This is a genomic window from Leifsonia sp. PARNA 1/14 (genome assembly GCF_055720965.1).
Map to the genome: position 1 here is coordinate 350060 of NZ_JBVQSP010000003.1, position 26661 is coordinate 376720.

The window sequence follows — 26661 nt, forward strand, 5'->3', positions numbered from 1 at the left end:
TTGGTGTTCCGTCTCAAGCCTGTGAGTCGGCGGCCTCGAACACGGCGACGTCGCGCGCTCCGAGGGTGTATGGGGTGCCGGCGGCGTACCGCTCGCCGGTCTCGACATGGACGCTGTCGACGGGCACGGTCACGACGTGCTCGGCCGCCGACCAGTTGTGCACGAACGCGAGGGAGCCCGTGTCGGTGCGGCCCGTGCTGACGGTGACGGGCTTCTGCGCGCGCCAGGCGGCGGCCGCGGTCTCCGGGACGAGCCACCGCGCGATGCTGCGGGCGAACGGTTCGTTCGGCACCGTGCCCACGTAGGTCACACGGCCGGCGCCGAACGACGTGGTCGTGATGGACGCCTCCGCCCCGAGCTCGGTCGGCGCGTACCGGACGAGCGTCTCGGCGCCGTCGAGGTTGAGCACGTCCACCCAGGCGGTCGCCTCCGAGCCGGGTTCGAGTTCGAACCCTTCGGAGGTCACCGCCAACGGTTCGGCGAGGTTGCTGTACTCGTCGTACCAGACGCCGGCGGCATCGTGCAGGCGGTCGGGAGCCACGCCGCGGCGAGCACGGGCGAGCTCGTCGCCGTAGCCGGTCCGGATGCCGAGCACGAGGTGGCCCCCGGCCTCGGCGTAGGCGCGCAGACCGTCGAGCGCCGCATCGTCGGCGACGTACTCGCCCGCGGCGATCAGCACCGGATACGCCGCGACGAGGTCGGCGGCGGCCTGCTCCACGAACTGCCGGGTGTGCTGCACGCGCACCTGTGCGCCCGCCTCGCTGAGGCCGCGGTAGAACGCGTCGATGATCCGGGCGTACGACCGGGCGTCCGGCCCGCCGTCCTCCGCCGCCAGCGGCGGGTAGGTCTCGAACGACCACTTGGTGTCCGTGGAGTAGAGCATCAGCACGTCGGCGTCCGGCTCGAAGCCGTCGAGGGCGCCGCCGATGAGCTTCAGGCTCGCGCCGAGCGCGGCCACCTCGCGATAGATGCGGCCGGGCACCTGGCTGTGCGGCAGCACGCCGCCCCAGTACGTCTCGACGCCGAAGTGGAGGGTGTGCCAGTGCCAGTACTCGACCATCCGGGAGCCGCGGGCCACGAGGGCGAACGCGGCCTGCTTGATCTGCCCCGGGTACGGCGGCTGGTTCTGCCACGGGCCGCCGATGGACTGGGCGTTGGTCTCGGTGACGAGGAATCGCTCCTGCCGCGACGAGAAGGCGTGGTCGCCCCACTGGAACAACGCCCACGGCCCGGTGTGCCACCAGTCGGCCCGCCGCGGCAGGTCGACGTCGCCGGAGAGTCCGTCCTGCATCAGGTAGTACGGGTTGCCCGCCGTGATGTCGAGGGAGGCCGCCAGCTCGTCGTCCGAGATCTGCGGACGCGAGTACGAGATGCACGTCGTGACGAACTGGTCGTCGCGGGCGTACTCGCGGACGATCTCGGCCTGCCACGCGATCAGATCGGTGGCCTGCTCACCCTGGAAGCGCCGCCACTCGAGCTGGTACTGCGGCATGAGGTTGCCACCCGGGCGCCACAGCTCGGACCACTCGGCGATCCGGTGCGACCAGTAGACCAGGCCCCACTCCGCGTTCAGCCGCTCGACCGTGCCATAGCGGGCGCGCAGCCACGAGACGAACGCCTGGAAGGTGCTCTCGTTGTGCGGGAGGTTGTTGCCCGGCTCGTTGTCCACTTGGTACCCGATCACGGCCGGGTGGTCGGCGTACCGGGCGACGACCTTGCGGATGATGCGCTCGGCGTACCAGCGGTAGACCGGCACCGACTGGTCCATCTCCTGCCGGGCGCCCCAGCCGAGCGCGTGCCCCTGCCCGTCCACCGAGGCGATCTCCGGGTGCAGGGTCTGCAGCCACGGCGGGATCGCGTACGTCGGCGTGCCCAGGATGACCGCGATGCCCCGGGCGTGCGCCCCGTCGAGCACCGGCTGCAGCCAGTCGAGGTCGAACTCGCCGTTGCGCGGCTCCCACGTCGACCACACCGACTCGCCCACCCGGATGACAGTGAAGCCGGCCTCCACCATCAGGTCGAGATCGCGGTCGAGCGTCCCCTCCTCCTGGTACTCCGCGTAATAGGCGGCTCCGAAGAGCACACCGGGGAACTGGGGGTTCAGCGTCATCGTCGACCTTCCGCGTCATCACTCTGTTGTCGACAACATCTCGTCGCGTGACAAGAAAATGTTGTCGACAACATTTGGGGTGATCGTTAGATTACACAGCCTCGCGCGCCGTCACAAGACCCCGTGACCGGATGGTTACCTGAGAGTCCCCGCCGGGCGGACCGCGGCGGTCGATCCGCGCGCCACCAGCTCCGGGAGGCGGTAGCCGGGAACCGTCGAGAGGTCGTCGCCCTCGATCTTGGCGATGAGCATGTTCATCAGGTACGCGCCCTCCCCCTCGAAGTCGAGCCGGACGGTCGACAGCGGGGGCAGGTGGAACCGCGCCTCGGGAGCGTCGTCCATGCCGATCACGCTGACGTCCTCCGGGACGCGGATGCCGCGCTCGGCGAGCCCGTAGATCAGGCCGATCGCCATGCTGTCGTTCGTCACCGCGACGGCCGTCACCCCGTCGGGCAGCTGCGCCGACGCCCGGTAGCCGGACTCGGCCGACCAGTCGCCCTCGGCCTCCCACACCACCTCCAGGCCGCGCTCGGCGGCGACTTCGAGGAATCCGCTCCGGCGCTCCCCGGAGGCGATCCACACCCGTGGACCGTTCACGAGGGCGACGCGGCGATGCCCGAGGTCGGCGAGGTGACCGGCGGCGAGGCGGCCGGGATGCGCGCGCGGATTGGCGCCGAACGAGGCGAGCCCCTCGCCCGAGTCCATCGCCACCGGCACGTCGAGCCCCCTGCTCGCCACCGCCTCCCGCACGACCTCGGTCTGCGCTGTGGCGAAGACCCCCGCGATCTGGTGCTCCATGATGACGTCGAGCGCCTCGTCGACCGAAGCGGAGTCCTCACCGTCCATCGACGCGATGTCGAGCACGAACCCGCGGCGCCGCGCGGCCGTCGTCGCACCGGCGATGATCCGGCCAGGACCCGAGAGCTCCATCCGGTGCGCGAGGATGCCGATCCGGTTGGACTGCCGCGTCCGCAGCCAGCGGGCCGCTCCGTTCGGCCGGTAGTCCAGCTCCGTCAGCGCGGCCTGCACCTTCTCGCGCGTGGCCGGCCGGATCCCCTCGAACCCGTTGAGGTAACGGGTCACCGTCTGGTGCGAGACCCCGGCGCGCCGTGCCACGTCGTAGATGGTGGCCCGCTTCATGCATGCAGTTTAGGGGCAGCGGCGAAGAATGCCGCGCCTCACCACTGGAAGACTCCTCGATCGTCGAACCCTGCGGCGCGCACCTCCGTCACCCAGGCTGCCGGGTCGGCCCGTAGAGAGTGGCAGCACGCATGCCCTTGCCGTCATGCGGCTGAGCGGAGGAGCCTGGGGGCATGACAGCCCGTGACGACTTTCTGGAGTGGTTCCGGGGTCCGCTGTTCGAGGCGGAGCTCGCGCTGCACAATGGCGATCCGGGTCCTCGACGCGCCCTGTGGTCGCGGAACGAGCCGGTCAGCGTCCTCGGCGCCTGGCGCAACGCGACGGGTCAGCACGAGATCGACGAGCTCTTCGCGGCACTCGCCTCCAGCTTCTCGGACTGCACGTCGTCGACCGTCGACCTGATCGCGTTCGATGTCGTCGGCGACCTGGCCTACACCGCGGCACTGGAGCACACCTCCACCTCCATCGACGGAGAACCGCGCACCTACACGTTGCGGGCGACGCAGGTGTACCGGCGCGAGAACGGCCGATGGATGGTCGCCCACCGGCACGGCGACACCGTTGTCGAGGGGTAGCTGGATCGACCCGGCCGACAGTGTGGCAGCCCGCATGCCCTTGCCGTCACGAGAGGTGTCGCAGCCCGCGGGACGGGAACGTGCCCCGATCCGGGGGGCGAGCGAATAGTTGCCCCGTGTTAACATTCGATTCGGCGCAGCTGGATCCGACGAGTTGCCGCGCAAGGGAGACAGTTGAAACACGGCAAGTCGGTCGCTGGGGCGATCGCTATCACACTCGCACTCACGCTCGTATCGATGCCCAATCCGACAGGCTCCGCCGCGGCAGTCACGGCGCCGACTTCCCTGACCCCGGTAGCTGATCTACCAGTCGCGGGTGCTCCTACCGATATGGCGATCGACTCCGGGCGCCATCTCGCCTACATCCTCACCGGGCCGGCAGTGCACATATCTGATCCTGTGACGCTGACCGTCATCGACGAGGTGAAGCGAGCGATCGTCGGTTCGATCGCCGTCAGCCACGGTGTGACTCAGATCGCGGTGGATTCGACCCGCCATCTGATCTACGCCAGCGACTCCACGAACAACACGCTGTCCGTCATCGATGACGTGAGTGGTTCCGTCGCACGAGTTGTGCAACTCACCTTCAAGCCTGGCGGCTTAGCGGTCGACACCCAGCGCAACGTCATCTACCTGACAGACTTCAACGGGTCGGCCGTCGACGTCGTCGACGGGTCGAGCGGCACGATCACGGGCTCGATACCGACCGATACTGGACCCGAGTATGTCGCCGTCAACGAGACCACAGGGATGGTCTACGTCGAAACGGGCTCGCCCACCTACTCGCCGTTGCGTGTCGACGCCTTGGATCCGGCGTCGCGGACCGTCACGGCGCGGGTTCCTGTTCAGTGGTACCGGAAGGTGGCTGTGAACCCGGTGACCAATCGCGTCTACATCCCGACCGGCCTTGAGCAAGTGACGATTCTCGATGGGGCGACCAACACGACCAGCTCCATCACTCCAGGCACCGGCACCGAGAACAACGGTGTCGATCTGATCGCGGTAAACCCGACGACAGACGACGTCGCCTATTTCGTGCCAGGTGACCTGGGCCGCGTCATAATGGCGAAGGGCATCGACCCCACGGAGACGCAGTTCTTTTTTGCGTCTACTGATCCGTGGGCGGCGGCTATCGACCCCACGACCGGAGGCATGGTCGTCACCGACACCTCCAACGGTACCTACAAGGTTCGGCTTTATGCGCCGATGGCGTTCGTCTCCGATCCGCCGGCCTCGCCGCTCGTTCCCGAGAAGCAGTTCTCAACCGTGGTGACCGCGAATTCGACCTTCTCGCCCACGTATAAGGTCACTTCGGGCACGCTGCCGACCGGGCTCCAGCTGAACTCGACCACGGGAGTCCTCTCGGGAGTGCCGACCGTGCGCGGCACGTTCACGTACACGATCACCTGCGTCGACCAAGAGGGAACCTCCGTCTCCCAGGAATATACGCAGACGGTCGCAGGGGCGGATTATGTTCCGCCGGTGCGAGCACACGACTTCAGCGGCGACCACAAGGCGGATGTGCTGGCCCGTAACACTTCCGGAGTTCTCATCAGTTATCGAGGCAACGGCGCCGGTGGATGGCTCACGCCGACGTCAGCCCAGATCGGGTCAGGGTGGAACGGCATGACCTCGATCATCGTGTCGGGCGACTTCGACGGTGACGGTAACGCGGATGTCCTGGCGCGAGACGCTGCGGGCCTGTTGTGGCTCTATCCGGGGAACGGCACCGGAGGCTGGAAGGCCCGCGTGCAGGTCGGGTCGGGCTGGAACGGCATGACCGCCATTCTCGCTGCCGGTGACTTCAACAGCGATGGCTTCCAGGATGTCCTCGCCGTCGACGGCTCCGGCATCCTCTGGGAATACCCGGGCAACGGCCACGCCGGCTGGCTGCCACGGCAGCAGATCGGCTCCGGATGGGCGGCGATGACGGCGATCGTCGGCATCGGGGATTTCAACGGCGACGGATTCCCCGATCTGCTCGCCCGGAACCCGGCCGGCGCCCTGGTGCTGTATCCGCACACCCCGACGGGCTGGCTCAGCCCGAAGCAGGTCGGTTCGGGCTGGAACATCATGAACTCGATCCAGTCCGTGGGTGACTTCAACGGCGACGGATTCCCTGACGTCCTCGCGCGAGACACAGGAGGTTCGCTCTGGCTCTACCCGGGAAGCGGGGCGTCCGGGTGGGGCGCCCCCTCCCGGGTCGGCAGCGGTTGGAACATCATGAACTGGATTGGCTGAGGCTTCAGTCACAGGCACGACCAAACCTAGGACCGGGCAGCCCCGTTCTTCGCATCCACGAGCGATCTGATGTATGACACCGAGGACGCGAAGTCCGTCGTGGGAACGAACTCCAGCTGAACCGAACCCGAGTAGCCGTTCGCCTCGACGACGTCGAGCCAGCGAGCCCAGTCGGCCGCTCCCGTGCCGGGCTCGTGACGCCCAGGGGCATCCGCCAGATGAATGTACGCGACGAGGTCGGCTCCGGCGGCGAACTCCGCCGCGTAGTCCTCCCCCTCGCAGAACGAGTGGTACGCGTCATACAGCCACCGCAGCGACGGGTCGTCGACCTCCCGGATGATCGCCTGGCAGTCGGCGTTGCGATCCAGGAGGAGGCCGGGGTGGTCGACACGGGTGTTGACCGACTCGAGCAGCAGCGTGATGCCGGATCCTCGCACCCGGTCGACCGCCTGGGCGTAGACCTCGGCGAGGCGGTCGAGCTGAGTCCGCCGGGACTGGCCGGGGAAGCCGAGGCCGGAATCGACGATGACGAATGGTGCGCCGAGATAGCGGGCGTTCTCGACCGTGCGCTCGAGGCCTCCAAAGAATTCGTCGAGGTCGGCGTCGGGCCAGGCGACCGCCATCCGCGGCTCGGCCACGATCGACACCATGCGCGTTCCCGTGCCGTCCAGGGCGGATCTGATCGACGGGAGGTCTTTGTCGAAGGTGAACCAGACATCGACCTCGTCGAATCCGGCCGCCTTGGCCGCTTCGATGCGCGACGGGACGTCGTCGATGTCCGGAAAGTTCAGTTCGAGGTTCGCGGTGAGAGTGATCATGTCGTGTTCCCCTTCGAGACTTCCAACCAACCATTCGGTTGGGTAATAGTATCGTCTTTCATCGGGAAAACAAGGCGACGTGGAGGATGGTGCGATGCCAGGGCAGACCGAATCGACCGCGCAGGAATCCGACCGGGCCGCCAGCACGCGGCAGCGGATTCTCGAGGCCGCCCGCACAGAGTTCGCAGCATCGGGCTTCGGAGGTGGCCGGATCGACCGCATCGCCGCCGGTGCCGGCGCCAACAAGGAGCGGATCTACGCCTACTTCGGCGACAAACGAGCGCTCTTCGTCGCGACGATCGTGTCCGCGATCTCCGAAGTCGCCGAGACCATCGGGGAGGACGCCGAAGACATCGTCGCGTTCGCGGGCCGTGTGTTCGACTTCATCGCCGAGCACCCGCAGACGCTGCGGCTGCTGACCTGGGCGCGCCTGGAGACCGACCCCTGGGATGAGGCCACCGCGCAGCTGAGCGATCTTCCCGTGCCGGAAGCATTGATCGCACGCTGGCAGAGCGCGGGAGCGATCGCGGAAGGCTGGAACCCGAGGGACTTCTACGTCATCATCTGGGGACTGTGCGAGGTGTGGCATGTCGCACCGTTCCGAGCGGAAGGCTCGGGTGGCACCAGCGATGCACGCCGGAGGGCACTCGTCCAGTACGTCGTGGAGGTTCTCGCGGAGCAGAAGAACCCGCCGCGGGCGTGATGAGACGACGAAACGGAATCCATCACAGGTGCGCCACGGGCCGGTGGCCGTGGTCGACTCGTCCGAAAACCGCCGACCACGCGACTGTCAGCTTGCGCGGTAAGTCGACGACCGGTCGGCGGGACGATGTTGTCGCGCCGCGGTCTGCGTGCGAGCGACGCAGTTCGTTCTCGCGCGCCAGGGTCGCTGCGCGGTGGGAGTCGGTGCGTCTGGGATCCGCGCCCGGCCGAGCAGGCGTCACAGGCCTGCGCACTGGCGGGGCGCGAACTCACGAAGGAGGAGTGGTCGACATACTTCCCCGGCGAGGAACGCATCGATACCTGTGCCGCGCTCACGTTCGGACGTGACGGCTAGACGAAACGGCGGCTGCGTAACAGCCGCCGTTCCCAGTGTTCAAGGACTGTAGCGAGTGCGGGACTCGAACCCGCGACACGTGTCGGATGACGGCTCACAGCGCGGCGAGCGCCTCGCGGAGGACCTTCAGCCAAGCAGTGGCTGTCGCTGGATCGGTGTACGAACCGTGGTGGCCCGGGAACGTCATGAACGGGACGCGAAGCTCGTCGGCGACCCGGCGTGACGTGCGCCCGAACGGCAGGTCCAGGCTCAACGCTCCAGCTCCTGCCACGACCTTGACGCCGTTCTCAGTGATGGCGGCGAGATCAGGCGCGTAGTTCGTGAGCGGCAGCATCTGGTACTTCACGTAGAAGTCGGCGAAGTCGAACCCGGGTATTGCGCCGGCGTTGGGGCGGATGGCGTCGACCTCGGCCTGCGAGAACGGCTTGCCCGCGTTGAACGGGAGCTGGCTGAGCAGGAGGAAGTCCAGGAAGGCCTGCTTCGGGCCCTCGGTCCACGCGGTTCGGTAGATCTCGGAGATCCTCTGCTGAAAATCGTCGGCGTCCGGTAGCACGCGGATCACCGGCGGCTCGTGCACGACGAGCCCCTCCACAATGTCGGCGTGATTCTTCGCGAGTTCGAGGCCGACTTCAGCTCCCGCACTGTTTCCGAAGACCAGGGCACGGTCGAACCCTGCTGCACGCACTACCGCGACGACGTCGCCGGCCTGTTGGCCGATCTCATAACGCCGCGGCTCACGGCCGGTGCTCCGCCCGAATCCGCGTGGGTCGTACGTGATCACCGTGTGATCGCTTGCCAGTGGGTCGGCGACCAGGCCGTAGTTGCTGGCGTCGCCGGGGGTACCGGGCAGAAGCACGAGCGGAGCTCCGTGCCCGCGTACGTCGAAGACGAGGTCGTCACCTTGTACGGCGACCTGGTCGGTGCGAATGCCGCTCGTGACGGTGTCTTGAATGGCCATGATAGTTCTCCCTCTGTGTGAGATGAGCGGCGACCTCACGGCCGACCGATCGTTCGTTCCGGGACGGATTGTGCCGGGCTCGTTATCACGATCCCGCTCGATCGCGCGCGTCGAACCCGGGAGACTCCCGGGTCGATACCCGGGTTTGGTCGAACTTCCTACCGGTGCTCCGCCTTGCCGCTCCATAACGTCCGTGGCCGGGGCGAATCTCCCCACGAACGACGAAACGGCGGCTGATGATCAGCCGCCGTTCCTTGTGTTTTCGAGCTATGTAGCGAGGGCGGGACTCGAACCCGCGACACCACGATTATGAGCCGTGTGCTCTAACCACCTGAGCTACCCCGCCGGGGCCTCCCGTCGTCGCGACCGGGAGACGGAGCCCCCTGTGGGAATCGGACCCACTACCTCTTCCTTACCAAGGAAGTGCTCTACCAATGAGCTAAGGGGGCGAAGCCGAGGCATCCGGAGGGGTCCGGGCCGTTTTCGGCAACCGTACGAGGATACCATCCTCGCAAGGGTGCTTCGTACCACCTGGACCCCTCCGGAACCCGCCTACTACGCGGCCTTCGCGGCCTCCGAGGCGCCGTCGAGGGCCTCCAGTTCGTCCGCGGTCAGCTCGACCGTGACCGACGCGAGGAGGTCGGGGAGCTGCTCGAGCGTGCGGGCGCTCGCGATCGGCGCGGTGATCGTCGGCTGGGCGGCGAGCCAGGCGAGCGCGATGGTCGCGACGGAGGCGTCGTGGGCCGCGGCGACGTCGTCGAGGGCGGCGAGCACGTTGCGGCCGGTCTCGTCGAGGTACTTCGCGGCGCCGGCGGCGCGGGCGCTCTCGACGGTGACGCCGTCGCGGTACTTGCCGGTCAGGAAGCCGGCGGCGAGCGCGAAGTACGGCATGACGCCGAGGTTCTCCCGCTCGGCGAGCGCGCGGTACTTCTCTTCGAAGGAACGCTCGACCAGGTTGTAGTGCGGCTGAAGGGCGACGGCACGGTGGAGGCCCTCGCGCTCGGTGATCGCGAACCACTCCTCGATGCGTTCCGGCGAGTAGTTGGAGATGCCGATGGCACGCACCTTGCCGGCGTCGACCAGGCCGGACAGCGTGGCGACCGTCTCCTCCAGCGGAACGGTCGCGTCATCGAAGTGCGCGTAATAGAGGTCGATGCGGTCGCTCTTCAGCCGCTCGAGCGAGGCGTCGGCGGCACGGCGGATGTTGTCGGCCGCGAGGCCCTTGAAGTCGGGGTGCTGGCTCACCTTGGTCGCGAGCACTACATCGTCGCGGTTGCCGCGCGCCTCGAACCACTCGCCGAGGATCCGCTCGGAGTCGCCGCCGGTGTTGCCCGGCACCCATGCCGAGTAGCCGTCTGCGGTGTCGACGAAGTTGCCGCCCGCCGCGGTGTACGCGTCGAGCACGGCGAACGAGGTGTCGCGGTCGGCCGTCCAGCCGAACACGTTCCCACCCAGCGAGAGTGGGAAGACCTGGAGGTCGGAGTTTCCGATGGCGCGGCGGGGAGAAGTCATTCCGTGATCCTTTCGAGGGGTGTCTCTTCACGCTAACGCGGGTCGCCGGAGGCTATTCCGTCTGCGTCTGAACATGTGGAGAGGTTGGAGGTGGGCTCTACTGTGGAGGAATGTCCGGATCCCTCGCCACGACGCCGACCGAGCGCGCACTGTCCGCCGACTGCGCCGCCTGCACGGGGCTCTGCTGCGTCGCGCTCGCGTTCGCCCGTTCGGCCGACTTCGCGTTCGATAAGGCCGCGGGAGAGGAGTGCGTCAACCTCGAAGACGACTTCCGCTGCCGCATCCACCCGCTGTTGCGTGAGCGCGGCTTCAAGGGGTGCACGGTCTTCGACTGCTTCGGAGCGGGTCAGCACGTCACGCAGCACACCTTCAGCGGTGCGACTTGGCGCGACGGCGACCACGTCCGTTCGGGTATGTTCGCCGTGTTCCCCATCGTCCGCCAGCTGCACGAGCTCCTCTGGTATCTGCGGGAGGCCCTCGGGATGCCGGCCGCGGCGCCCCTCCACCCGGCCCTCCGCGCCTCCTGGGACGAGGTCGCCGCCGCAGCCGACGCCGAACCCGAGGCCATCCTGGAGCTCGACATCGACGCCCTCCGCGACCCCGCTGCCGAGTTGTTGAGGGAGGCCGCCCGACTGACTCGCGAGTCCGGCCTGCAGGCGGACGCCCGCGCAGGGCTCCGCGTCCCGCGCTCGCGGCTGACGCCCGGCGCCGACCTCCTCGGCGCCGATCTCCGCGGCGCCGACCTGCGCGGAGCGGAGCTGCGCGGGGCCCTTCTGATCGCCGCGGACCTCCGCGAGGCCGACCTCGCCGGAGCGGAGCTGATCGGCGCCGACCTCCGTGACGCCCGCCTGCACGGTGCCCGGCTCGAGCGCACGATCTATCTCACGCAGACGCAAGTGGACGCCGCCCAGGGCGACGCCCGCACCCGTCTCCCCGCAGCTCTCCGCCGCCCCTCGCACTGGACCTGACGCCGAAGAGCACGTCGTTGTCGCCTCCGCGCTCGAAAAGCGACAACGACGTGCCCCTCGCGCAACCAGATCCCGCGCGGACACCCGCCGCCCAGACGATGGCGCTAGCATGGCTCGCATGCGCCGACGACGGCGTGCCGATCCCGGCGCCGCAGCGGCGCAGCGAGGCAGGCCGGCGCCGCCGTCTGCTCGCGCAGCGCGACCGCTCCGGTGCTCCCGTCCGTCCCCAAGACAGGTGATCCGTATTCAGACTTCCGATTCCTCCAGCGCGCTCTCGCCGAGCGCACCCGGCCGCGAGTGGTGGCGCTCCGCCGTCATCTACCAGGTGTATCCGCGTTCATTCGCCGACGCCGACGGCGACGGCATGGGCGACCTGCCCGGCATCACGCACCGCCTCCCCGCTCTCCGTGAGCTCGGCGTCGACGCCGTCTGGCTGTCCCCCTTCTATACGTCGCCGCAGAACGACGCCGGGTACGACGTCGCCGACTACCGCGACGTCGACCCGAGCTTCGGAACGCTGGCCGACTTCGACGCGCTGCTCGAGACGGCGCACGACCTCGGGCTGCGTGTCATCATCGACATCGTCCCGAATCACTCGTCGAGCGAGCACGTGTGGTTCCAGGAGGCGCTGGCCGCCGGCCCGGGCAGCGAGGAGCGCGCACGCTACCTGTTCCGCGACGGCACGGGCCCGAACGGCGACGAGGCTCCCAACAACTGGGAGTCGATCTTCGGCGGCCCGGCCTGGACCCGCATCACGGAGGCCGACGGCACTCCCGGGCAGTGGTACCTCCACCTGTTCGACAAGTCGCAGCCCGACTTCGACTGGGAGAACCCGTGGGTCTGGGAGCAGTTCCGCGGCGTCCTGCGCTTCTGGCTCGACCGCGGCGTCGACGGTTTCCGCGTGGACGTCGCGCACGGCATGGTGAAGGAGACCGGCCTCCCCGACTACACGCCGCCGGCCAACGTCGGCAGCATGGGCGGCGGCCCCGTCGCGACCACCACGGGCGGCATCGTCCTCGAGCCGGAGATCAGCGCCCACGCCGAGCAGGAGCCGGTGACCCCGCCCTACTTCGGCCAGGACGGCGTGCACGCGATCTACCGCGACTGGCACACGGTCCTCGACGAGTACGAGGGCGACCGCGTGCTGTGCGGCGAGGCCTGGGTCGAGCCCATGGAGAAGCTCGCCAACTGGGTGCGCGCCGACGAGATGCAGCAGACCTTCAACTTCGGTTACCTCGAGACGCCGTGGGACGCCGCCGCGCTCCGGGCGGTGATCGACCGCTCCATCGCCGTGTTCGGCAGCGTCGGCGCGCCCAGCACCTGGGTGCTCTCCAACCACGACGTGGTCCGGCACGCAACGCGCCTCGCGCTCGAGGGCGAGAACCTGCAGGGCCACGGCATCGGCCCGACCTCGACGGGCATCCCGGACACCGCGTTCGCGCTGCGCCGCGCGCGTGCCGCCACCGCGCTCATGCTCGCGCTGCCCGGCTCCGCCTACCTCTACCAGGGCGAGGAGCTCGGCCTCCCGGAGGCCATCGACCTGCCCGACGACGCCCGCCAGGACCCGACGTGGTTCCGCACCAACGGCGAGCGCTACGGCCGAGACGGCTGCCGCGTCCCGATCCCGTGGGAGGGCGCCGACCCGTCCTACGGGTTCGGCCCAGGCCCGAAGAGCTGGCTGCCGCAGCCGGCCTCGTGGGCGTCGTATACGCGGTCGTCGCAGCAGGGCGTCCCCGACTCGACGCTGACGATGTACCAGGAAGCGCTCGCCGCCCGCCGCGAGCACGACCTCGCTTTCGGCGAGCTCGAGTGGTCGAACGCGGGCGAGGGCGCTCTGGTTTTCCGCACCGGCGCGGTCACGGTCGCCGTGAACTTCGGCGCAGCCCCGCTGCCGCTGCCGGAGGGCAGGGTCATCCTCGCGAGCGGCCCGCTCGAAGGCGGGATGCTGCCCCGCGACACGACCGCCTGGCTGATCTGACGCGAGCTCGTCCGTCCCGGCGACGCTGACGGAGGAGGTCCATCAGCAACGTGGATCTCCTCCGTTATCGTTTCGGCCGCGGGGTGTCTGACCTGATGTCCTCCGCGACGCTGAAGGCGACACGGCGCGCGCGGTCAACGGAGGATCTTCTGGCCCGATCGCGATCTCGGGCCGGTCGGCGGAGGAGGTCCTGAGCCCGTGGCAGCGGATCTCCTCCGCCGGCTGCACGAGGCAGGCTCGCGGGGGCTCCGCGGCAGTTCAGCTCGCGTTGGCCTTCAGCCACGCGACAGGGTCGACCGGCTCCGTGCCGTTGAGCCGGATCTCGAAGTGCAGGTGCGCCCCGGTCGAGACGCCGGTGTTTCCCACGCGGCCCACGATGTCGGCGACGGCGACCTGTTGACCGGCCGACACCCGCACGGAGCCCGCCTGCATGTGGCAGTACTTGCTGGTGACCAGCCGGCCGCCGATCATGTGGTCGATGGTGACGTTCACGCCGCAGCCGCCGCCGTCCCTGGCCACGACCTCCCGCACCACACCGGCGGAGATGATCTGGATGGGCACGCCCGCGCCCGGAGTGAAGTCGACTCCGAGATGGTCGGTGGAGGCGCCCGCTGTCGGCGCCACGCGGTATCCGAAACCGTCGCTGATCGGCACGCCGACCGGGAACGGCCACTGGACGGCCCCTGCCGGGTTGTTGCGGAAGGTGTCCGCGATGCGCATGGAGCGCAGCGCAGCGATTTGCTCGCCCGAGGTGGCGGCGCCGCTGTCCCGGATGATGGCCTCGCGCTCGGCGGAGGTCACGCTGTCGAGGGCCTGGAGCTCGCGCTCGGTCGCCGGGGCGCTGCTGAAGTGGGCCGACGCGGACCGGGCGCGCACGTCGTCCTCGCTCAGGAGCGCCATCGCGGGAACGGTCGTGGCGACCGCGATCCCCAGTACGGACAGCATGGCGACAAGACTCACGCCGCGACTGAAGCGCGGAGTTCGAGGGCGGGCGTCCCGTTCGCGCAGTTCGTGCACGCGATGGCGCGCCTCCTGCAGCCGGCGGGCCTCCCGGCGCGTCAGCAGGGCGTCGGTGCCGGGCGCATCGGTGCCGGGAGCATCGGCGTGGGGTTCACGAATACCACTCCGAGGTCTGGTTTCGCGGGCCACTCGACCCAATATAACGAAATGGTAACCGCCTCACCAATCGAGCCGGGACGGCATCACTCCCAGTGCGAGTAGTACGCCTGCACGAGCGGGTCGAGCTGCTCGAACAGATCGGGGGCGGCGGCGAGCAGGAGGTCGGTACCTGCCGGCGTCGCACCGAGCCCGCCCAGCCGGGCCCCTGCCTCCTGCGCGATGAGCGCACCTGCCGCGTGGTCCCAGGGGTTGAGCCCACGCTCGTAGTACGCGTCGAGCCGCCCGCACGCCACCGAGCAGAGGTCGAGGGAGGCCGCGCCGATGCGCCGGATGTCGCGCACCTGCGGGATCAGCTCGGTGACGAAGGTCGCCTGCTTCCTGCGCTTCTCGGGGTCGTAGCCGAACCCGGTCCCCACGAGCGCCAGCGGGAGGTCCACCCCGGTGTTCACCTGGATGGGCGCACCGTTCAGCCGGGCGCCGGCGCCGGCCGCCGCGGTGAACACCTCGCCCGTGGCCGGGTTCACGACAGCACCGGCGAGGGTGCGCCACGTCGAGGGGTCGGGCTCCCCCTCCACCACGGCGACGCTGACCGCCCACGCAGGGATGTCGTAGAAGTAGTTGACCGTGCCGTCGATCGGGTCGACCACCCAGGTCAGCCCGCTCGTGCCGTGCTCGGCGCCGGACTCCTCACCGAGAAAGCCGTCTCGCGGCCGGGCTGCGGCGAGCGCGCTGCGGATGAGGTCCTCCGACTCACGATCGGCGCGCGTCACGATGTCGGTGATCGAGGACTTCGAGGCGGCGACCTCCACCCCGTCGCGACGCCTCTGCAGGGCCAGCGCCGCGGCACGGCGGGCGACGGTGGCGGCGATCTCGAGCAGCTCGGTCGTGGAGGGCATGCGACCAGCCTCCCACACAGGCCGCCACGCGCCCGGTAGACGCAGTCGCCCGCAGACGCAGTCGCCCGCAGACGCAGAAAGGGGCCCGGATGGCCCGGGCCCCTTTTCGGCGGGTGGCGAGTGAGGGATTCGAACCCCCGAAGGCTACGCCGGCTGATTTACAGTCAGATCCCTTTGGCCGCTTGGGTAACTCGCCATTCGCGCTTCCGACCATCAGTCAGCTGCTGACCGAAGGCGCCATGTAAGGATACTCGGCGCGCGCCCTCTCACGAAATCGGCCGAGTGCGCTGCGCAGAGCGCTTCTGCCTCCCGCGAATTCGCACACGGCAGAACCACGCGACAAGCCCGCTCAGCCGGTCGCAGGATGGCGCCATGACCACTCCTGACACCATCGCCCCCGTGCAGCGGCTCCTCGACGAGCGCATCGTCTTCCTGGGCACCGAAGTGAACGACGAGTCGGCCGGGGAGGTCTGCGCGCAGCTCCTGCTGCTCGACTCGATCGCCTCCGACCGCGACATTTACCTCTACATCAACTCGCCGGGCGGCTCGATCACCTCGGGCTTCGCGGTCTACGACACGATGAACTTCGTCCGTGCCGACGTTGCGACGGTCGCGCTGGGGTTCGCGGCCTCGATGGGCCAGTTCCTGCTGTCGTCGGGCGCGCCGGGCAAGCGGTACGCCCTCCCGAACTCATCGATCGTGATGCACCAGCCCCATGGAGGCTTCGGCGGCACGAGCGCGGACATCCAGACCCAGGCGAAGCAGATCCTCCACTTCAAGCGCCGGATGGCCGAGCTGACGAGCGAGCAGACCGGCAAGCCGGTCGAGCAGATCATCGAGGACGGCGACCGCGACCGCTGGTTCACCGCCGACGAGGCGCGCGACTACGGGTTCGTGGACGAGGTCATCGGGTCGACGCGGGCCCTTGCGAACTGAGGGGCGTGTCAGGCGGCCAGGAGGACCGCGTGCGGCGCGGCGGAAAGCACGTGGTCGTCCGCGGCCACAATGGCCGACGTCGCGTGCCCGCGCTCGGGGAGCAGGCTCAGCACCTCGATGCGGGCGAACTCCGCGACCACCTCCGACAGCAGCTCGCCCTCGGTCACGTCGAGCACGCGGCAGAGCGCCGCCAGGATCTCCGACGACGCCTCCTTGCGGCCCCGCTCGATCTCCGAGAGGTACGGCACGCTGATGCGCGAACGCTCCGAGAGCTCGCGCAGGGTCGCGCCGCGCTCGGTCCGCAGACGGCGGAGCACCGAGCCGATCGCGTGCCGCATCAACATGCCTGAAGCCTAAGCCGAGCCCGTCGACGCGCACCCTGCGGGTTTCGCGATTCCGCCCACAGCAGAACGCCCCCACGGCGTGCCGGTTCTGCGACACACCCCTCCTCCTTCCGACGTTGTCGGTGGCTGGGCGCACAATCGTCGGCATGAGGACACTGGAGATTTGCGAACGGTGCGATGGCACAGGGGCCGACCCCACGCAGCACGGCGAAGAAGTCGACCTCTGCATCGAGTGCTTCGGCGACGGCTGCCATGTCACCTACTTCGTCGAGCTGGAGAAGATCGCCTGACTCGCTGCCAGCGGAGAATCCCTAGAATCGAGTGATCAGAGGATTTCACCGAGAGTAAGGCGGTTATCGTGGCAGACTCCTCGTTCGACGTCGTCAGCAAGGTCGACAAGATGGAGGCGGACAACGCCGTCAATCAGGCCCGCAAGGAGGTCGAGCAGCGCTACGACTTCAAGAACGTCGGCGCCTCGGTCGAGTGGAGCGGCGAGAAGGTGCTGCTCAAGGCCAATACCGAGGAGCGCGTGAAGGCCGTGCTCGAGGTCGTGGAGTCCAAGTTCATCAAACGGGGCATCACACTCAAGTCGCTCGACACCGGCAAGCCGTACCCGTCGGGCAAGGAGTTCCGCATCGAGGTCGGCCTCAAGAACGGCATCGAGCAGGACGCCGCCAAGAAGATCAACAAACTCATCCGCGACGAGGCCCCCAAGAGCGTCAAGTCGCAGATCCAGGGCGACGAGCTGCGCGTCAGCTCGAAGAGCCGGGACGACCTCCAGGCGACGATGGCCCTCCTGAAGGGCGCCGACCTGGATGTGGCCCTCCAGTTCGTGAACTTCCGCTGAGCGGAGGCTCCTCTCCGAGCGGCCCGCGGGCACCGAGCGGTCCGCGCGGACCCCGCCCGCCGAGGGGGCCCCGCCCCGCAGGCGGGTGGCTTCCGCTGAGCGCGCCGCGCAGCCACCGCACGACCTCCCGGTAGGCGGCTTCGCGCACCTGCTCGCGCGACAGGAACACGTCGTGGAGCGCCCCGTCGATTCGTGCCACGGTCACCGTCGGCGCGAGCTTCAGCGCGCGCACGGCGATGTCCTGCACGAGGAGCACCACGTCCGAGCTGAGCATGTCGTCGGTCCAGTACGGCAGCAGTGTCGAGCGCGCCGACAGCAGGGTGAGCACAGGCGCGTCGATCGTGAGCCCGGCCGCCACCCGCGCGTGGCCGGCGAGCACTGCGGTGAGCCACGCCGGGTGCACCGGGAAGCCGCGCACGGGCCGCCAGGCCAGGTCGTAGTCCCACTCGCCGTCGAGCGTTCGCGACACCGAGCGCGTATAGAACCCGAGGTCGACGTTCGGCATCGCCGCCTTCGGGTCGAGCCGCGCGTGGAGGTCGACCAACGGGCTGATCATCGCCCGGCCCGCCGAGTGCGCCTGGAACTCGAGCCACGGACTGTTGAGGACGAGGGCGGCGGCCCGGCCGGGGTGCCGGTCGGCCCACAGGCTCAATGTCAGGCCCCCGGTGGAGTGGCCCATCAGGATCAGGCGGCGGTGCGGCGGACGGCGTGGCCGTTCGTGCTCGCCGTGGCCGATGGCCTCGAGCGCCGCCTCGATGTCCTCGTCGTAGGTGTCGAGCGAGTCCACGAACCCCGGAGTCTGGCCGACACGCAGGCTTCGCCCGTACTTGCGCAGGTCGAGCGCGAAGAACCGCGCGCCCTGCTCGTGCCAGAAGCGGGCCAGCTCGGCCTGGAAGAAGTAATCGGACCAGCCGTGCACGTACAGCACGTCGGTCTCCTCGGCGGGGTGGCCAGGCCGCAGGTCGGCGAGCCGGGGCCACGGCTCGAAGCGCACCAGCGTGGCGACGACGTCGCCCTCCGCATCGGGTGCGAGCGGGAGCGTCGCCTGCTGGAAGCCGGGCCCGAGGAGATCCGGGCGCCACTCGACAGGGCTGCTCATGGCACCAGCGTGCCAGAACCAACCCTGGGACGGGAGGCCTACTCGGCCGCGCCGACCTCCACGGCGGTGGCGTTCGACACCCGGATCATCTCGTCGCGCGGCACGACCTTGATGCGCGCACGGCCGCGCTCCGCACCCAGGGACTGCTCATGCTCGTCGAGGTTGTGCCACCCGTCCAGGTTGGTGTACTCCACACCGCGATCGCGCAGCAGGTTCTCCACCGATTGCTCGGAGGGGTCGGCGGGAGACCACCAGTTGCCCTGATCGTTGATCACATGTTTGATCGTTTCCATCGCATCCGACTTGGTGTGACCGATGAGGCCGACCGGTCCGCGCTTGATCCACCCCGTCGCATACACGCCGTACATCCGCTCGTTGTCGCGATTGCGCAGCACCTGCCCCTCGTGGTTGGGGATGATGCCGTGCTTCTTGTCGAACGGGATGCCGGGCAGAGGCGACCCGAAGTAGCCGACGGCACGATAGATCGCCTGGATCTCCAGCTCGCGGATCTCACCGGTGCCGCGCACCCCGCCCTCGCCATCGGACGCCGTGCGCTCGTAGCGGATCGCCCGCACGTCGCCGTTCTCGTCCGACAGCAGCTCCAGCGGCTTGGCGTAGAAGTGCAGGTGCAGGCGACGGGACGCCGAGCCGACCTCGCGCTGGCGCCACTGCTGCAGCACGCGGTCGATCACCATGACCTGCTTGTTGCTCGCGATCGCGGCCTTCGACTGCTCGTCGTAGTCGAAGTCCTCGTCGTAGAGGATCATATCGACGTCGCGCAGCTCGCCGAGCTCGCGCAACTCCAGTGGCGTGAACTTCACCTGCGCCGGCCCGCGCCGGCCGAACACGTGAACGTCGGTGACAGGCGAGTTCTTGAGGATCTCGTAGACGTTGTCGGGAATCTCCGTCGGCAGGAGGTCGTCGGCGTGCTTCGCGAGGATGCGCGAGACGTCGAGGGCGACGTTGCCATTGCCGATCACGGCGACCGATCGCGCCCCCAGCGGCCAGGTGCGGGGCACGTCCGGGTGGCCGTCGAACCAGCTGACGAAGTCCGCGGCGCCGTAAGAGCCGCCGAGCTCGATGCCCGGGATGTCGAGGTCGGCGTCGTGCACGGCCCCGGTGGCGAAGATGACCGCGTTGTAGTGCTGCTTGAGATCGTCGAGCGTGATGTCGACCCCGTACGTCACATTGCCGAAGATGCGGATGTCGCCGCGATCGAGAACCTCGCGCAGGGCGGTGATGATGCCCTTGATGCGTGGGTGGTCGGGGGCGACGCCGTAGCGCACGAGCCCGTAGGGGGCGGGCAGCGACTCGAAGAGGTCGATCGAGACGTCGAAGCCTCGTTCGGCCTTGAGCAGGATGTCGGCGGCGTAGATCCCGGCCGGGCCGGCACCGACGATCGCCAGTCGCAGTTTGGTCATGCGTTGATTCCTTCTGGGTCAGCTCGAGCGTTCGACGATGGTGTCCGCGAACCGCACGAGCGCCTTCTTGACGGCGCCATCGGGCAGCGGCGCGAGGGCGTCCACGGCCTCCCGAGCCCAGCGGTGCGCCTCCTCGAGGGTCTGCGCGGTCACCTCGTGCTCCCGCAGCGCGGCGATCGCCGCGGTCGCCTCCGCGCTGATCTCGCCCTCCTCGGCGCTGCCGATGACATCGCGCTCGAGGCGCTCGAGCAGAGCCCGTGCTTCGGGATCGGCGTCGGCCCGTTCGCGCAGTCGCAGTACGGGCAGCGTGGCGACGCCCGCCCGGAGGTCGTTGCCCGGGGTCTTGCCCGTCTCGGCGACACCCGTCGACGAGAGGTCGATGACGTCGTCGATCAGCTGGAACGCGACGCCGATCTTCTCGCCGAACGTCACGACGGGCTTCTCGTACGCGGGGTCGGCCTTCGAGAACACGACCCCCATCTGCGCGGCGACCGCGATGAGCGAGCCGGTCTTGTCCTGGAGGACGCGGATGTAGTGGGCGACGGGGTCTTCGTCACCCTGTGGGCCGATGGTCTCGTGCAGCTGGCCCAGGCACAGCCGTTCGAAGGTGTCGGCCTGCAGCTGGATGGCGCGCTCGCCGAGCGCGGAGACCAGCTTGCTGGCCCGGGCGAACAGGAGGTCGCCGGTCAGCACGGCGACGGAGTTGCCCCAGACGAACTGAGCGGTCGGCACCCCGCGGCGCATCTGCGAGTCGTCCATGACGTCGTCGTGGTAGAGCGAGGCGAGGTGCGTGATCTCCACGGCCTGGGCGGCCTGCAGCACCTCCGGGGTGTTGCCCTTTCCGAGTTGTGCGGTCAACAGCGTCAGCATCGGCCGGACGCGCTTGCCCCCCGCCTCGAGCAGATAGCGGGTGGTGACGTCGGCCAGGTTGTCGGCGAACCGCATCTCACGGTGCAGCGCCTCCTCGACAAGCGCGAGGCCGTCGTCCACGGCTGTGGCGACCTGGCGGTCCTCACCACGGACGAAGATCCGTTCGGTGAGGCCGAGCTGGCTGGTCAGCGACGCGGTGCGCCGCACAGCCGGAACGCTTCGTGGCACTACTCCCCCTCGGATGGGATGGCGGACGGTGAGTCTTCGGAGGCGCCGGTGCCGCCGGATTGCGCCGCGACAGACGTGCCGCCGGTGGATCCCGCGGGCTTTCCGGCCGTCGACTTCTTCGCGGCGGGCTTCGCGGCGCGCTTTCCGGCGGCCGGCTTCCCGGCCGGCTTCCCGGCGGTCGACTTCGCCGCGCCAGACGGTGCGTCCGTCGACTTCGCGGGCTTTCCGCCCGTCGTTTTCGCCGCGGCAGGCGCGTTCTCGGGAGCTGGCGCCTTCTCAGGAGCGGTCGCCTCGGCCCGGGCCGGCTCATGAGGGGTGTGCGGCTTCCAGCCACGATGCAGCGCGACGATCCCTGCGGTCAGATTGCGCCAGGCCACGCGTTCGAAGCCGGCCTCCCGCATCCATGCGGCGAGCGCGGGCTGGCTCGGCCACGCCTCGATCGACTCCATGAGGTATTCGTACGCGGCCGGGTTGGAGCTGGCCAGACGCGCGAGCACCGGCATCCCGTAGCGCAGGTAGGCGCCGTAACCGGCACGCACCGGCGCGAGCGGCGGCCGGGAGAACTCGCAGACGACGACGCGACCCCCGGGCTTGGTGACCCGGTAGAACTCGGCGAGCGCCGCCCGCGGGTCGACGATGTTGCGGAGGCCGAACGAGATGGTGACGGCATCGAACGTGTCGTCGCCGAAGGGCAGCGCGGTCGCGTCGGCCTGCACGAAGCTGATGAACGGGTTGGCCGCCTGACGCTGCCTGCCGACCTCGATCATCCCCTGCGAGAAGTCGGCGGCCACCACGCTCGCGCCGTTGCGGGCGAGCGACGCGCTGGAGGTTCCGGTGCCGGCCGCGACGTCGAGGATCTTCTCGCCGGCGCGCGGCGCGACGGCGCGCGTCGTCGCCATCCGCCAGAGCGTCGCGTTGCCCATCGAGAGGACGGTGTTGGTCCGGTCGTAGTGGGTCGACACCTCATCGAACATGGCGGCGACCTGGGAGGGCTGCTTGCTGAGGTCGGCCTTACTCACCCCACCAGCTTAGGCTGCGGCGTGATGCACTGCATTCCACGCGCGCGCACGACACCGATCGCAGAGTCGATGCCCAGCGCACACGCATCGGGCCCTCAGCGCGCCGGGCGTAGGCTGGTCCGGTGACAGCACCCTCGACCACCCGCCGGGTGACGGGCGTGACGGCGCTCTCGGTCGAGACGACCCCCCTCGACGACGTCCGGCATCTCGTCCCCTTCCTCGACTCCCGTCGACCGCTCGTCTGGATCCGCAAAGGTGAGGGGATCGCCGGCATCGGCGAGGCGCTGCGACTCGAGTTCCATGGCCCCGACCGCATCCGGGAGGCCTCGGAGGCGTGGCGGCACACGGTTCGGGCGGCGACGATCAGCGACGGTGTGCGCACACCCGGCACGGGTCTGGTCGCGTTCGGCACGTTCGCGTTCGACGACGAGAGTTCGGCCACCAGCGTGCTGATCGTCCCGGAGATCGTGCTCGGCCGCCGCGGCGGCCGCAGCTGGATCACGCGGATCCGCCGTGTGGACGACTCCGACTTAGGGAGTGCAGACAACCGCGACGGCGTCGGTCCGGCCTCATCGTCACGTGCCGGGCACGCCGCCCTCGCGAACGGCGACCTCCCCCGCCCGATCGCGTTCGGCGACGAGTACCGGTTGAGCCTGCTCCCGGCAGGGCTCGACGAAGGCGGTTACCGGTCGGCGGTGGCGACGGCCGTCGCCAAGATCCGCGAGCACGACCTATCGAAGGTCGTACTGGCTCGCGAGCTCTCGGCGCATCTGCCGCTCGAGTCCGACGTTCGCCGTGCGCTCGTGGAGCTCGCGCTCGGCTATCCCGACTGCTGGACCTTCGCCGTCGACGGCCTCGTCGGGTCGTCGCCCGAGACGCTGGTGCGGGTGCATCACGGCACTGTCACGGCACGCGTCCTCGCCGGCACGCGCTCTCGCGGGCGCGACGCCGCGAGCGACAACGAGTCCGCGGCCGCTCTCGCCGCCTCGGTCAAAGACCAGGGTGAGCACCGGTTCGCCGTTTCGAGCGTGCTCGACGCGCTCCGCCCGCACAGCGCCGACCTCGCGGCGAGCGACCTGCCTTTCACGCTGAAGCTCCCGAATCTCTGGCACCTCGCCACCGACATCGCCGGCACCCTGAGCGACGGAGCCAGTTCGCTCGACCTCGCGGACGCCCTCCACCCGACTGCAGCCGTCGCCGGCACGCCGACCCGGGAGGCGGTACAGCTGATCCGCGAGCTGGAGCCGTTCGACCGCGGGCGCTACGCCGGACCGGTGGGCTGGGTCGGCGGCGACGGAGACGGCGAGTGGGCGATCGCGCTGCGCTGTGCGCAGCTCTCCGACACCGGTGACCTCACCGCGTACGCGGGGGCGGGTATCGTCGCCGACTCCGACCCCGCGACGGAATTCGCAGAGACGACCATGAAGTTCCGGCCCATCGTCGAGGCGTTCGGCTGAACAGCGCGCAGACCCGCCGGTGACGCCAGTCGCTCAGGAGGCCGCCAGCCGCGCCTTCTCCTCCTCGACGTCGTAGTCCGGCTTCGGCCACTCCAGCTCCAGGTCCTCCAGCGCGTGGACGAGCAGGTGCTGCACAGCGAGCCGCGCGTACCACTTGCGATCGGCCGGCACGACGTACCAGGGGGCGTACGGCGTCGACGTGCGGTCGAAGACGATCTGGTACGCGTCCTGGTAGGAGTCCCATAGCAGTCGTTCGTCCACGTCGCCCGGGTTGTACTTCCACTGCTTGTCGGGGCGCTCGAGGCGCGAGGCCAGGCGCGCCTTCTGCTCGTCCTTGCTCAGGTGCAGCATCACCTTCACGATCGTGGTTCCGGACTCGGCCAGTTCGAGCTCGAACCGATTGATCGCCTCGTAGCGGTTCTCGATCTCATCGTCGGGCGCCAGCTTGCGCACCCGGCCGATCAGCACGTCCTCGTAGTGGGAACGATCGAACACACCGACCTCGCCCGAACCCGGAACGTGCTTCCAGATCCGCCACAGGAAATCGTGAGCGAGTTCCTCCTGGGTCGGCTTCTTGAACCCCGCGTACCGGACGCCGCCGAGGTTCATCTGGCCGACGACGTGGGTGACGATCCCGCCTTTGCCCGCCGTGTCCATCGCCTGCAGGACGAGCAGCACGCTGCGTCGCTCACCCAGCGTCCCTGCCGCGAACAGCCGCTCCTGCAGGTCGGCGAGGATCGCCGCCCCATCGCCCAGCGCCTTCTCGCCATCCTTCTTGCCACCGGTGAATCCGGGGGTGGAGGCGGTGTCGTGGTCGGCGAGGCGGAAGCCCTCTCCGACACGCATCAGCGGATCCGGATCCTCTGCCCAGTACTTCTCGCGTCCCACGTCGCCTCCTCGCTCGGGTCGCACCATCGTACGGCGGCGGCGCTCATCCCGGAGGCTCGGATTGCCACCACTCCAGGTCGGGCCCTCAGATCCCCGCGGCGTCGAGAAGCGGCTCGAACGCGTCCGACGGGTGCAGCACCACCCTGGTCCTCACTCCGTCCGGGAACAACCGCGCCACATCCGCCGGCCTGGCCCGGTCGTCCACCGTCACATCGATCGTCTCGCGCCAGCGCCCGTCGGGCATCCGCTGCAGCGTCGCCTCCCAGATGAGCCCCGGCGTCGCGCGCGCCTGCAGGCGCAGATGAATTCCCACGGCGCGCCGCCGCCCGAGCAACGACAGCAGGCCGCGGTAGATCGCCGCCCGCCGGGTGGCGACCGGCCATGGGTCGAGCGTGCGCACCAGAAGGTCCGCGCTCCACAGGATCGTGGTGGCGAGGCCGCCCCTCGACTGGTAGACATCGACGGCGTAGACCCCCGCCAACCGACGCAGTGTCTGCCGCAGTGCCTCCTCTGTGATCCCGTCCTGCACCGTGCTGTGCAGGTAGAACGGCACCGCAGGCCGCGCCGGGAGGCCGCCGGCGCGCAACGCCGAGCGATCGTGCACCGTCTGGCCGTCGCCGAAGAACGGCTGCAACTCCGCCAACAGCGCGGCCACGGACTCATCGGGCGGCTCGTTCTCGATCAGCCGCGCGGTATCGGCGTACGCGATGGCCTGGTGGAGCGCGCCCAGCCGGAATCCCGGCGAGAGGGCCGGCCCCGCTTTGACGGTGACGAGCACGTCGGAGCCGGCGAGGTCGAGCCGCACCGGGTTCTCCCTGCCGTCGATGCGCGGCACGAGGTCGAGCACGTGCTCGACCGCCAGCGTCCGGATGCCGTCCGGGATCGGGAGGCGCCCGAGCGGCGAGCCGGCGACGACGAGGTGCGTCACGGTGAACCCGGCGGCGTGCGCGCGCACGGCCACCTGCGCCGCGACCATCCCGCCGAGGCTGAACCCTGCGAGCACGACCGGCTCCCCTGGGGCGATGCCCGCCTCCCGCATGGTCGCCAGCGCCGCACGGGTGATGGTCGCCTCGTGCTCGGCGCCGATCACGAGGTCGGCCGTGAGGTCGTTCGGCGCGACCCCGGGGCGCGGGTGCCACGACTTCGTGCTCGGGAACTGCACGATCCAGTGCCGCACGCCCTCGTGCTCGCGCTGCACCAACCGGATCACCGCGGTGTCGATGCGCTCGTCGAGGTCGGGGTCGCAGAGGTCGTCGATCTCGCGCTGGCTGAGCAGGAGGTCGCGGAGCGTGTGCACCGAACGGCGCCGCATCGCCCCCGCTGCGAGCCCGGTGCGGCCGAGCGGGTCGGGAAGCGGGCCGAGCTCGAGCCCGAGCAGGCCTGCCGGCACGTCGACGAGGCCGGGAGAGGGCGTGTACTCATCGCCGGCGTCCGGGTCGTCCCACCAGCGCAGGAAGTCGTGCAGTAGCGGGAACTGCTGCTCCAGGAGGTCGTCGTAGCCGAGCAGGACGGCGTCGTGGCCGTCGCGCAGCAGCCTGCGCCTCCGGCCGAGGCCCACGGCCTTGCGCAGCAGCGCCGGAAGCGTGAACACCGCGAGATACGGGCGGGCCCGCCACCGCGGCAGCACGATGCCCACGACGCCGACCAGCAGCGCGAGCGGGGCCAGCAGCCAGCCCGCGGCGCGCGCGATGCCACCGATGAGCCGCGGGGCGGCCGACAGGTAGAGGCCGCTCAGCGTGGTCCGACGCGACCGGCGCCGGCTCGGAGCGGGCACAGGGAACGGGTACGGCTGCTCGCGCGTGCGCTGGATCGCGTACCACGCCCACTCGGCCGCGAGCAGGAGCAGGCCCACGACCAGAGCGATGACCGCTGCCGCGACTCCCATCGCGAGCAGCGCGAGCCCGACCACGAGGGCCACCGGCACGCCGACGACGAAACCGAGAACCAGCGCCGCCCACCCCGCGGCCGACCTCCCGCGCCAGAGGTGCGGCGGCAGCTGGCTGAGCATGCGGTCAGCCTATCCGCGACCTCCGTCGAGGCCGGGAGCCGCACCCTAGCCAGAGGCGCCCGCTCACCGCTACGTTGTCCGCAATCGAGAGGAGCTCGTCGTGAACGGATTCTGGAATTTCTTCTGGCTGTTCTTCTGGGCTTTCGCCTTCGTCGCCTACTTGATGGTCCTT

General features: G+C 69.4%; 23 protein-coding genes and 3 tRNA genes. 9 read left to right on the top strand and 17 right to left on the bottom strand.

The features are described from left to right. Positions 1 to 13 precede the first annotated feature (13 nt). Together AC0HS0_RS11185 and AC0HS0_RS11190 are read right to left on the bottom strand one after the other, a co-directional pair. Positions 14 to 2110, bottom strand: coding sequence for a beta-galactosidase (locus AC0HS0_RS11185; protein ID WP_472964062.1), 2097 nt, complete (start codon positions 2108 to 2110; stop codon positions 14 to 16). Positions 2111 to 2245: 135 nt separating this feature from the next. After that, on the bottom strand, positions 2246 to 3250 hold the full coding sequence (locus AC0HS0_RS11190; protein WP_472964063.1) for a LacI family DNA-binding transcriptional regulator: 1005 nt from the start codon (positions 3248 to 3250) through the stop codon (positions 2246 to 2248). 173 nt (positions 3251 to 3423) lie between these two features. Here AC0HS0_RS11190 and AC0HS0_RS11195 point away from each other — a divergent pair, with 173 nt between their 5' ends. Both AC0HS0_RS11195 and AC0HS0_RS11200 read left to right on the top strand, forming a co-directional pair. Continuing rightward, complete coding sequence (locus tag AC0HS0_RS11195; RefSeq protein ID WP_472964065.1) at positions 3424 to 3825, top strand: nuclear transport factor 2 family protein; 402 nt, start codon at positions 3424 to 3426, stop codon at positions 3823 to 3825. Between the two features lie 174 nt (positions 3826 to 3999). Continuing rightward, positions 4000 to 6066, top strand: coding sequence for an FG-GAP-like repeat-containing protein (locus AC0HS0_RS11200; RefSeq protein ID WP_472964066.1), 2067 nt, complete (start codon positions 4000 to 4002; stop codon positions 6064 to 6066). 26 nt (positions 6067 to 6092) lie between these two features. Here AC0HS0_RS11200 and AC0HS0_RS11205 read toward each other — a convergent pair whose 3' ends face one another. Beyond that, a complete protein-coding gene (locus tag AC0HS0_RS11205; RefSeq protein ID WP_472964067.1) occupies positions 6093 to 6884 on the bottom strand; it encodes a TIM barrel protein in 792 nt (263 codons plus the stop codon). Positions 6885 to 6978: 94 nt separating this feature from the next. On the opposite strand from AC0HS0_RS11205, the gene AC0HS0_RS11210 reads away from it, so the two are divergent. Next, a complete protein-coding gene (locus AC0HS0_RS11210) occupies positions 6979 to 7587 on the top strand; it encodes a TetR/AcrR family transcriptional regulator (protein ID WP_472964069.1) in 609 nt (202 codons plus the stop codon). 448 nt (positions 7588 to 8035) lie between these two features. Here AC0HS0_RS11210 and AC0HS0_RS11215 read toward each other — a convergent pair whose 3' ends face one another. The 4 genes from AC0HS0_RS11215 to AC0HS0_RS11230 all read right to left on the bottom strand — a co-directional run bounded on the left by AC0HS0_RS11215 (position 8036) and on the right by AC0HS0_RS11230 (position 10411). Further along, positions 8036 to 8899: an alpha/beta hydrolase gene (locus AC0HS0_RS11215; RefSeq protein WP_472964071.1), complete on the bottom strand. Its 864-nt coding sequence runs from the start codon at positions 8897 to 8899 to the stop codon at positions 8036 to 8038. A 272-nt stretch (positions 8900 to 9171) separates the two neighbouring features. Beyond that, positions 9172 to 9245 (bottom strand) — tRNA-Met (locus AC0HS0_RS11220). Positions 9246 to 9276: 31 nt separating this feature from the next. Continuing rightward, a tRNA-Thr gene (locus AC0HS0_RS11225) sits at positions 9277 to 9348 on the bottom strand. A gap of 106 nt (positions 9349 to 9454) precedes the next feature. Further along, the gene (locus AC0HS0_RS11230; protein ID WP_472964072.1) at positions 9455 to 10411 is read right to left on the bottom strand and encodes an aldo/keto reductase; all 957 of its coding nucleotides are present in this window, start codon (positions 10409 to 10411) and stop codon (positions 9455 to 9457) included. A gap of 110 nt (positions 10412 to 10521) precedes the next feature. Here AC0HS0_RS11230 and AC0HS0_RS11235 point away from each other — a divergent pair, with 110 nt between their 5' ends. Continuing rightward, positions 10522 to 11379 (top strand): pentapeptide repeat-containing protein, encoded by an 858-nt coding sequence (locus AC0HS0_RS11235; RefSeq protein WP_472964073.1) that lies wholly within the window; start codon positions 10522 to 10524, stop codon positions 11377 to 11379. A 238-nt stretch (positions 11380 to 11617) separates the two neighbouring features. Continuing rightward, complete coding sequence (locus AC0HS0_RS11240) at positions 11618 to 13357, top strand: glycoside hydrolase family 13 protein (RefSeq protein WP_472964185.1); 1740 nt, start codon at positions 11618 to 11620, stop codon at positions 13355 to 13357. Between the two features lie 258 nt (positions 13358 to 13615). Here AC0HS0_RS11240 and AC0HS0_RS11245 read toward each other — a convergent pair whose 3' ends face one another. The 3 genes from AC0HS0_RS11245 to AC0HS0_RS11255 all read right to left on the bottom strand — a co-directional run bounded on the left by AC0HS0_RS11245 (position 13616) and on the right by AC0HS0_RS11255 (position 15568). Next, positions 13616 to 14317 carry a M23 family metallopeptidase gene (locus AC0HS0_RS11245; protein ID WP_472964074.1) on the bottom strand — a complete coding sequence of 234 codons (702 nt, stop codon included), beginning with the start codon at positions 14315 to 14317 and terminating at the stop codon, positions 13616 to 13618. A 242-nt stretch (positions 14318 to 14559) separates the two neighbouring features. Further along, complete coding sequence (locus tag AC0HS0_RS11250) at positions 14560 to 15372, bottom strand: inositol monophosphatase family protein (protein WP_472964075.1); 813 nt, start codon at positions 15370 to 15372, stop codon at positions 14560 to 14562. Between the two features lie 114 nt (positions 15373 to 15486). After that, positions 15487 to 15568: transfer RNA gene (locus AC0HS0_RS11255), tRNA-Tyr, on the bottom strand. A gap of 119 nt (positions 15569 to 15687) precedes the next feature. Here AC0HS0_RS11255 and AC0HS0_RS11260 point away from each other — a divergent pair. Continuing rightward, positions 15688 to 16308 (top strand): ATP-dependent Clp protease proteolytic subunit, encoded by a 621-nt coding sequence (locus AC0HS0_RS11260; RefSeq protein WP_472964186.1) that lies wholly within the window; start codon positions 15688 to 15690, stop codon positions 16306 to 16308. Positions 16309 to 16316: 8 nt separating this feature from the next. Here AC0HS0_RS11260 and AC0HS0_RS11265 read toward each other — a convergent pair whose 3' ends face one another. Further along, entirely contained in the window at positions 16317 to 16652 is a 336-nt protein-coding gene (locus AC0HS0_RS11265; protein ID WP_472964076.1) for a helix-turn-helix domain-containing protein, read from the bottom strand. A gap of 146 nt (positions 16653 to 16798) precedes the next feature. Between AC0HS0_RS11265 and AC0HS0_RS11270 the strand changes: the two genes are divergently transcribed. Together AC0HS0_RS11270 and AC0HS0_RS11275 are read left to right on the top strand one after the other, a co-directional pair. Then, positions 16799 to 16942, top strand: coding sequence for a hypothetical protein (locus AC0HS0_RS11270; RefSeq protein ID WP_472964078.1), 144 nt, complete (start codon positions 16799 to 16801; stop codon positions 16940 to 16942). Positions 16943 to 17010: 68 nt separating this feature from the next. After that, positions 17011 to 17499 carry a YajQ family cyclic di-GMP-binding protein gene (locus tag AC0HS0_RS11275; RefSeq protein WP_055920621.1) on the top strand — a complete coding sequence of 163 codons (489 nt, stop codon included), beginning with the start codon at positions 17011 to 17013 and terminating at the stop codon, positions 17497 to 17499. On the opposite strand, the gene AC0HS0_RS11280 is transcribed toward AC0HS0_RS11275, so the two are convergent. The 4 genes from AC0HS0_RS11280 to AC0HS0_RS11295 are packed head-to-tail and all read right to left on the bottom strand — an operon-like array spanning position 17405 to position 22136. Further along, on the bottom strand, positions 17405 to 18598 hold the full coding sequence (locus tag AC0HS0_RS11280; RefSeq protein ID WP_472964079.1) for an alpha/beta hydrolase: 1194 nt from the start codon (positions 18596 to 18598) through the stop codon (positions 17405 to 17407). The two genes, AC0HS0_RS11275 and AC0HS0_RS11280, sit on opposite strands and share 95 nt — an antisense overlap. A 38-nt stretch (positions 18599 to 18636) precedes the next feature. After that, positions 18637 to 20019, bottom strand: a complete 1383-nt coding sequence (locus AC0HS0_RS11285) for an FAD-dependent oxidoreductase (protein WP_472964080.1) — start codon at positions 20017 to 20019, stop codon at positions 18637 to 18639. A gap of 18 nt (positions 20020 to 20037) precedes the next feature. Continuing rightward, on the bottom strand, positions 20038 to 21117 hold the full coding sequence (locus AC0HS0_RS11290) for a polyprenyl synthetase family protein (protein ID WP_472964081.1): 1080 nt from the start codon (positions 21115 to 21117) through the stop codon (positions 20038 to 20040). Beyond that, entirely contained in the window at positions 21117 to 22136 is a 1020-nt protein-coding gene (locus tag AC0HS0_RS11295) for a demethylmenaquinone methyltransferase (protein WP_472964083.1), read from the bottom strand. The genes AC0HS0_RS11290 and AC0HS0_RS11295 overlap by 1 nt, the downstream gene beginning before the upstream one ends. Positions 22137 to 22258: 122 nt before the next feature. On the opposite strand from AC0HS0_RS11295, the gene AC0HS0_RS11300 reads away from it, so the two are divergent. Further along, positions 22259 to 23593 carry an isochorismate synthase gene (locus AC0HS0_RS11300; RefSeq protein ID WP_472964084.1) on the top strand — a complete coding sequence of 445 codons (1335 nt, stop codon included), beginning with the start codon at positions 22259 to 22261 and terminating at the stop codon, positions 23591 to 23593. A gap of 33 nt (positions 23594 to 23626) precedes the next feature. On the opposite strand, the gene AC0HS0_RS11305 is transcribed toward AC0HS0_RS11300, so the two are convergent. Beyond that, positions 23627 to 24439, bottom strand: coding sequence for a polyphosphate kinase 2 family protein (locus AC0HS0_RS11305; RefSeq protein WP_472964187.1), 813 nt, complete (start codon positions 24437 to 24439; stop codon positions 23627 to 23629). 127 nt (positions 24440 to 24566) lie between these two features. Next, positions 24567 to 26489, bottom strand: a complete 1923-nt coding sequence (locus AC0HS0_RS11310) for a thioesterase domain-containing protein (RefSeq protein WP_472964086.1) — start codon at positions 26487 to 26489, stop codon at positions 24567 to 24569. Between the last annotated feature and the right edge of the window lie 172 nt (positions 26490 to 26661).

What these genes read in the sequence shown, in the direction of transcription:
- AC0HS0_RS11185 (WP_472964062.1), bottom strand. Translation starts at nt 2,110, where the DNA reads ATGACGCTGAACCCCCAGTTCCCCGGTGTGCTCTTCGGAGCCGCCTAT.
- AC0HS0_RS11190 (WP_472964063.1), bottom strand. Translation starts at nt 3,250, where the DNA reads ATGAAGCGGGCCACCATCTACGACGTGGCACGGCGCGCCGGGGTCTCG.
- AC0HS0_RS11195 (WP_472964065.1), top strand. Translation starts at nt 3,424, where the DNA reads ATGACAGCCCGTGACGACTTTCTGGAGTGGTTCCGGGGTCCGCTGTTC.
- AC0HS0_RS11205 (WP_472964067.1), bottom strand. Translation starts at nt 6,884, where the DNA reads ATGATCACTCTCACCGCGAACCTCGAACTGAACTTTCCGGACATCGAC.
- AC0HS0_RS11210 (WP_472964069.1), top strand. Translation starts at nt 6,979, where the DNA reads ATGCCAGGGCAGACCGAATCGACCGCGCAGGAATCCGACCGGGCCGCC.
- AC0HS0_RS11215 (WP_472964071.1), bottom strand. Translation starts at nt 8,899, where the DNA reads ATGGCCATTCAAGACACCGTCACGAGCGGCATTCGCACCGACCAGGTC.
- AC0HS0_RS11230 (WP_472964072.1), bottom strand. Translation starts at nt 10,411, where the DNA reads ATGACTTCTCCCCGCCGCGCCATCGGAAACTCCGACCTCCAGGTCTTC.
- AC0HS0_RS11235 (WP_472964073.1), top strand. Translation starts at nt 10,522, where the DNA reads ATGTCCGGATCCCTCGCCACGACGCCGACCGAGCGCGCACTGTCCGCC.
- AC0HS0_RS11250 (WP_472964075.1), bottom strand. Translation starts at nt 15,372, where the DNA reads ATGCCCTCCACGACCGAGCTGCTCGAGATCGCCGCCACCGTCGCCCGC.
- AC0HS0_RS11265 (WP_472964076.1), bottom strand. Translation starts at nt 16,652, where the DNA reads ATGTTGATGCGGCACGCGATCGGCTCGGTGCTCCGCCGTCTGCGGACC.
- AC0HS0_RS11270 (WP_472964078.1), top strand. Translation starts at nt 16,799, where the DNA reads ATGAGGACACTGGAGATTTGCGAACGGTGCGATGGCACAGGGGCCGAC.
- AC0HS0_RS11280 (WP_472964079.1), bottom strand. Translation starts at nt 18,598, where the DNA reads ATGAGCAGCCCTGTCGAGTGGCGCCCGGATCTCCTCGGGCCCGGCTTC.
- AC0HS0_RS11285 (WP_472964080.1), bottom strand. Translation starts at nt 20,019, where the DNA reads ATGACCAAACTGCGACTGGCGATCGTCGGTGCCGGCCCGGCCGGGATC.
- AC0HS0_RS11305 (WP_472964187.1), bottom strand. Translation starts at nt 24,439, where the DNA reads ATGCGTGTCGGAGAGGGCTTCCGCCTCGCCGACCACGACACCGCCTCC.
- AC0HS0_RS11310 (WP_472964086.1), bottom strand. Translation starts at nt 26,489, where the DNA reads ATGCTCAGCCAGCTGCCGCCGCACCTCTGGCGCGGGAGGTCGGCCGCG.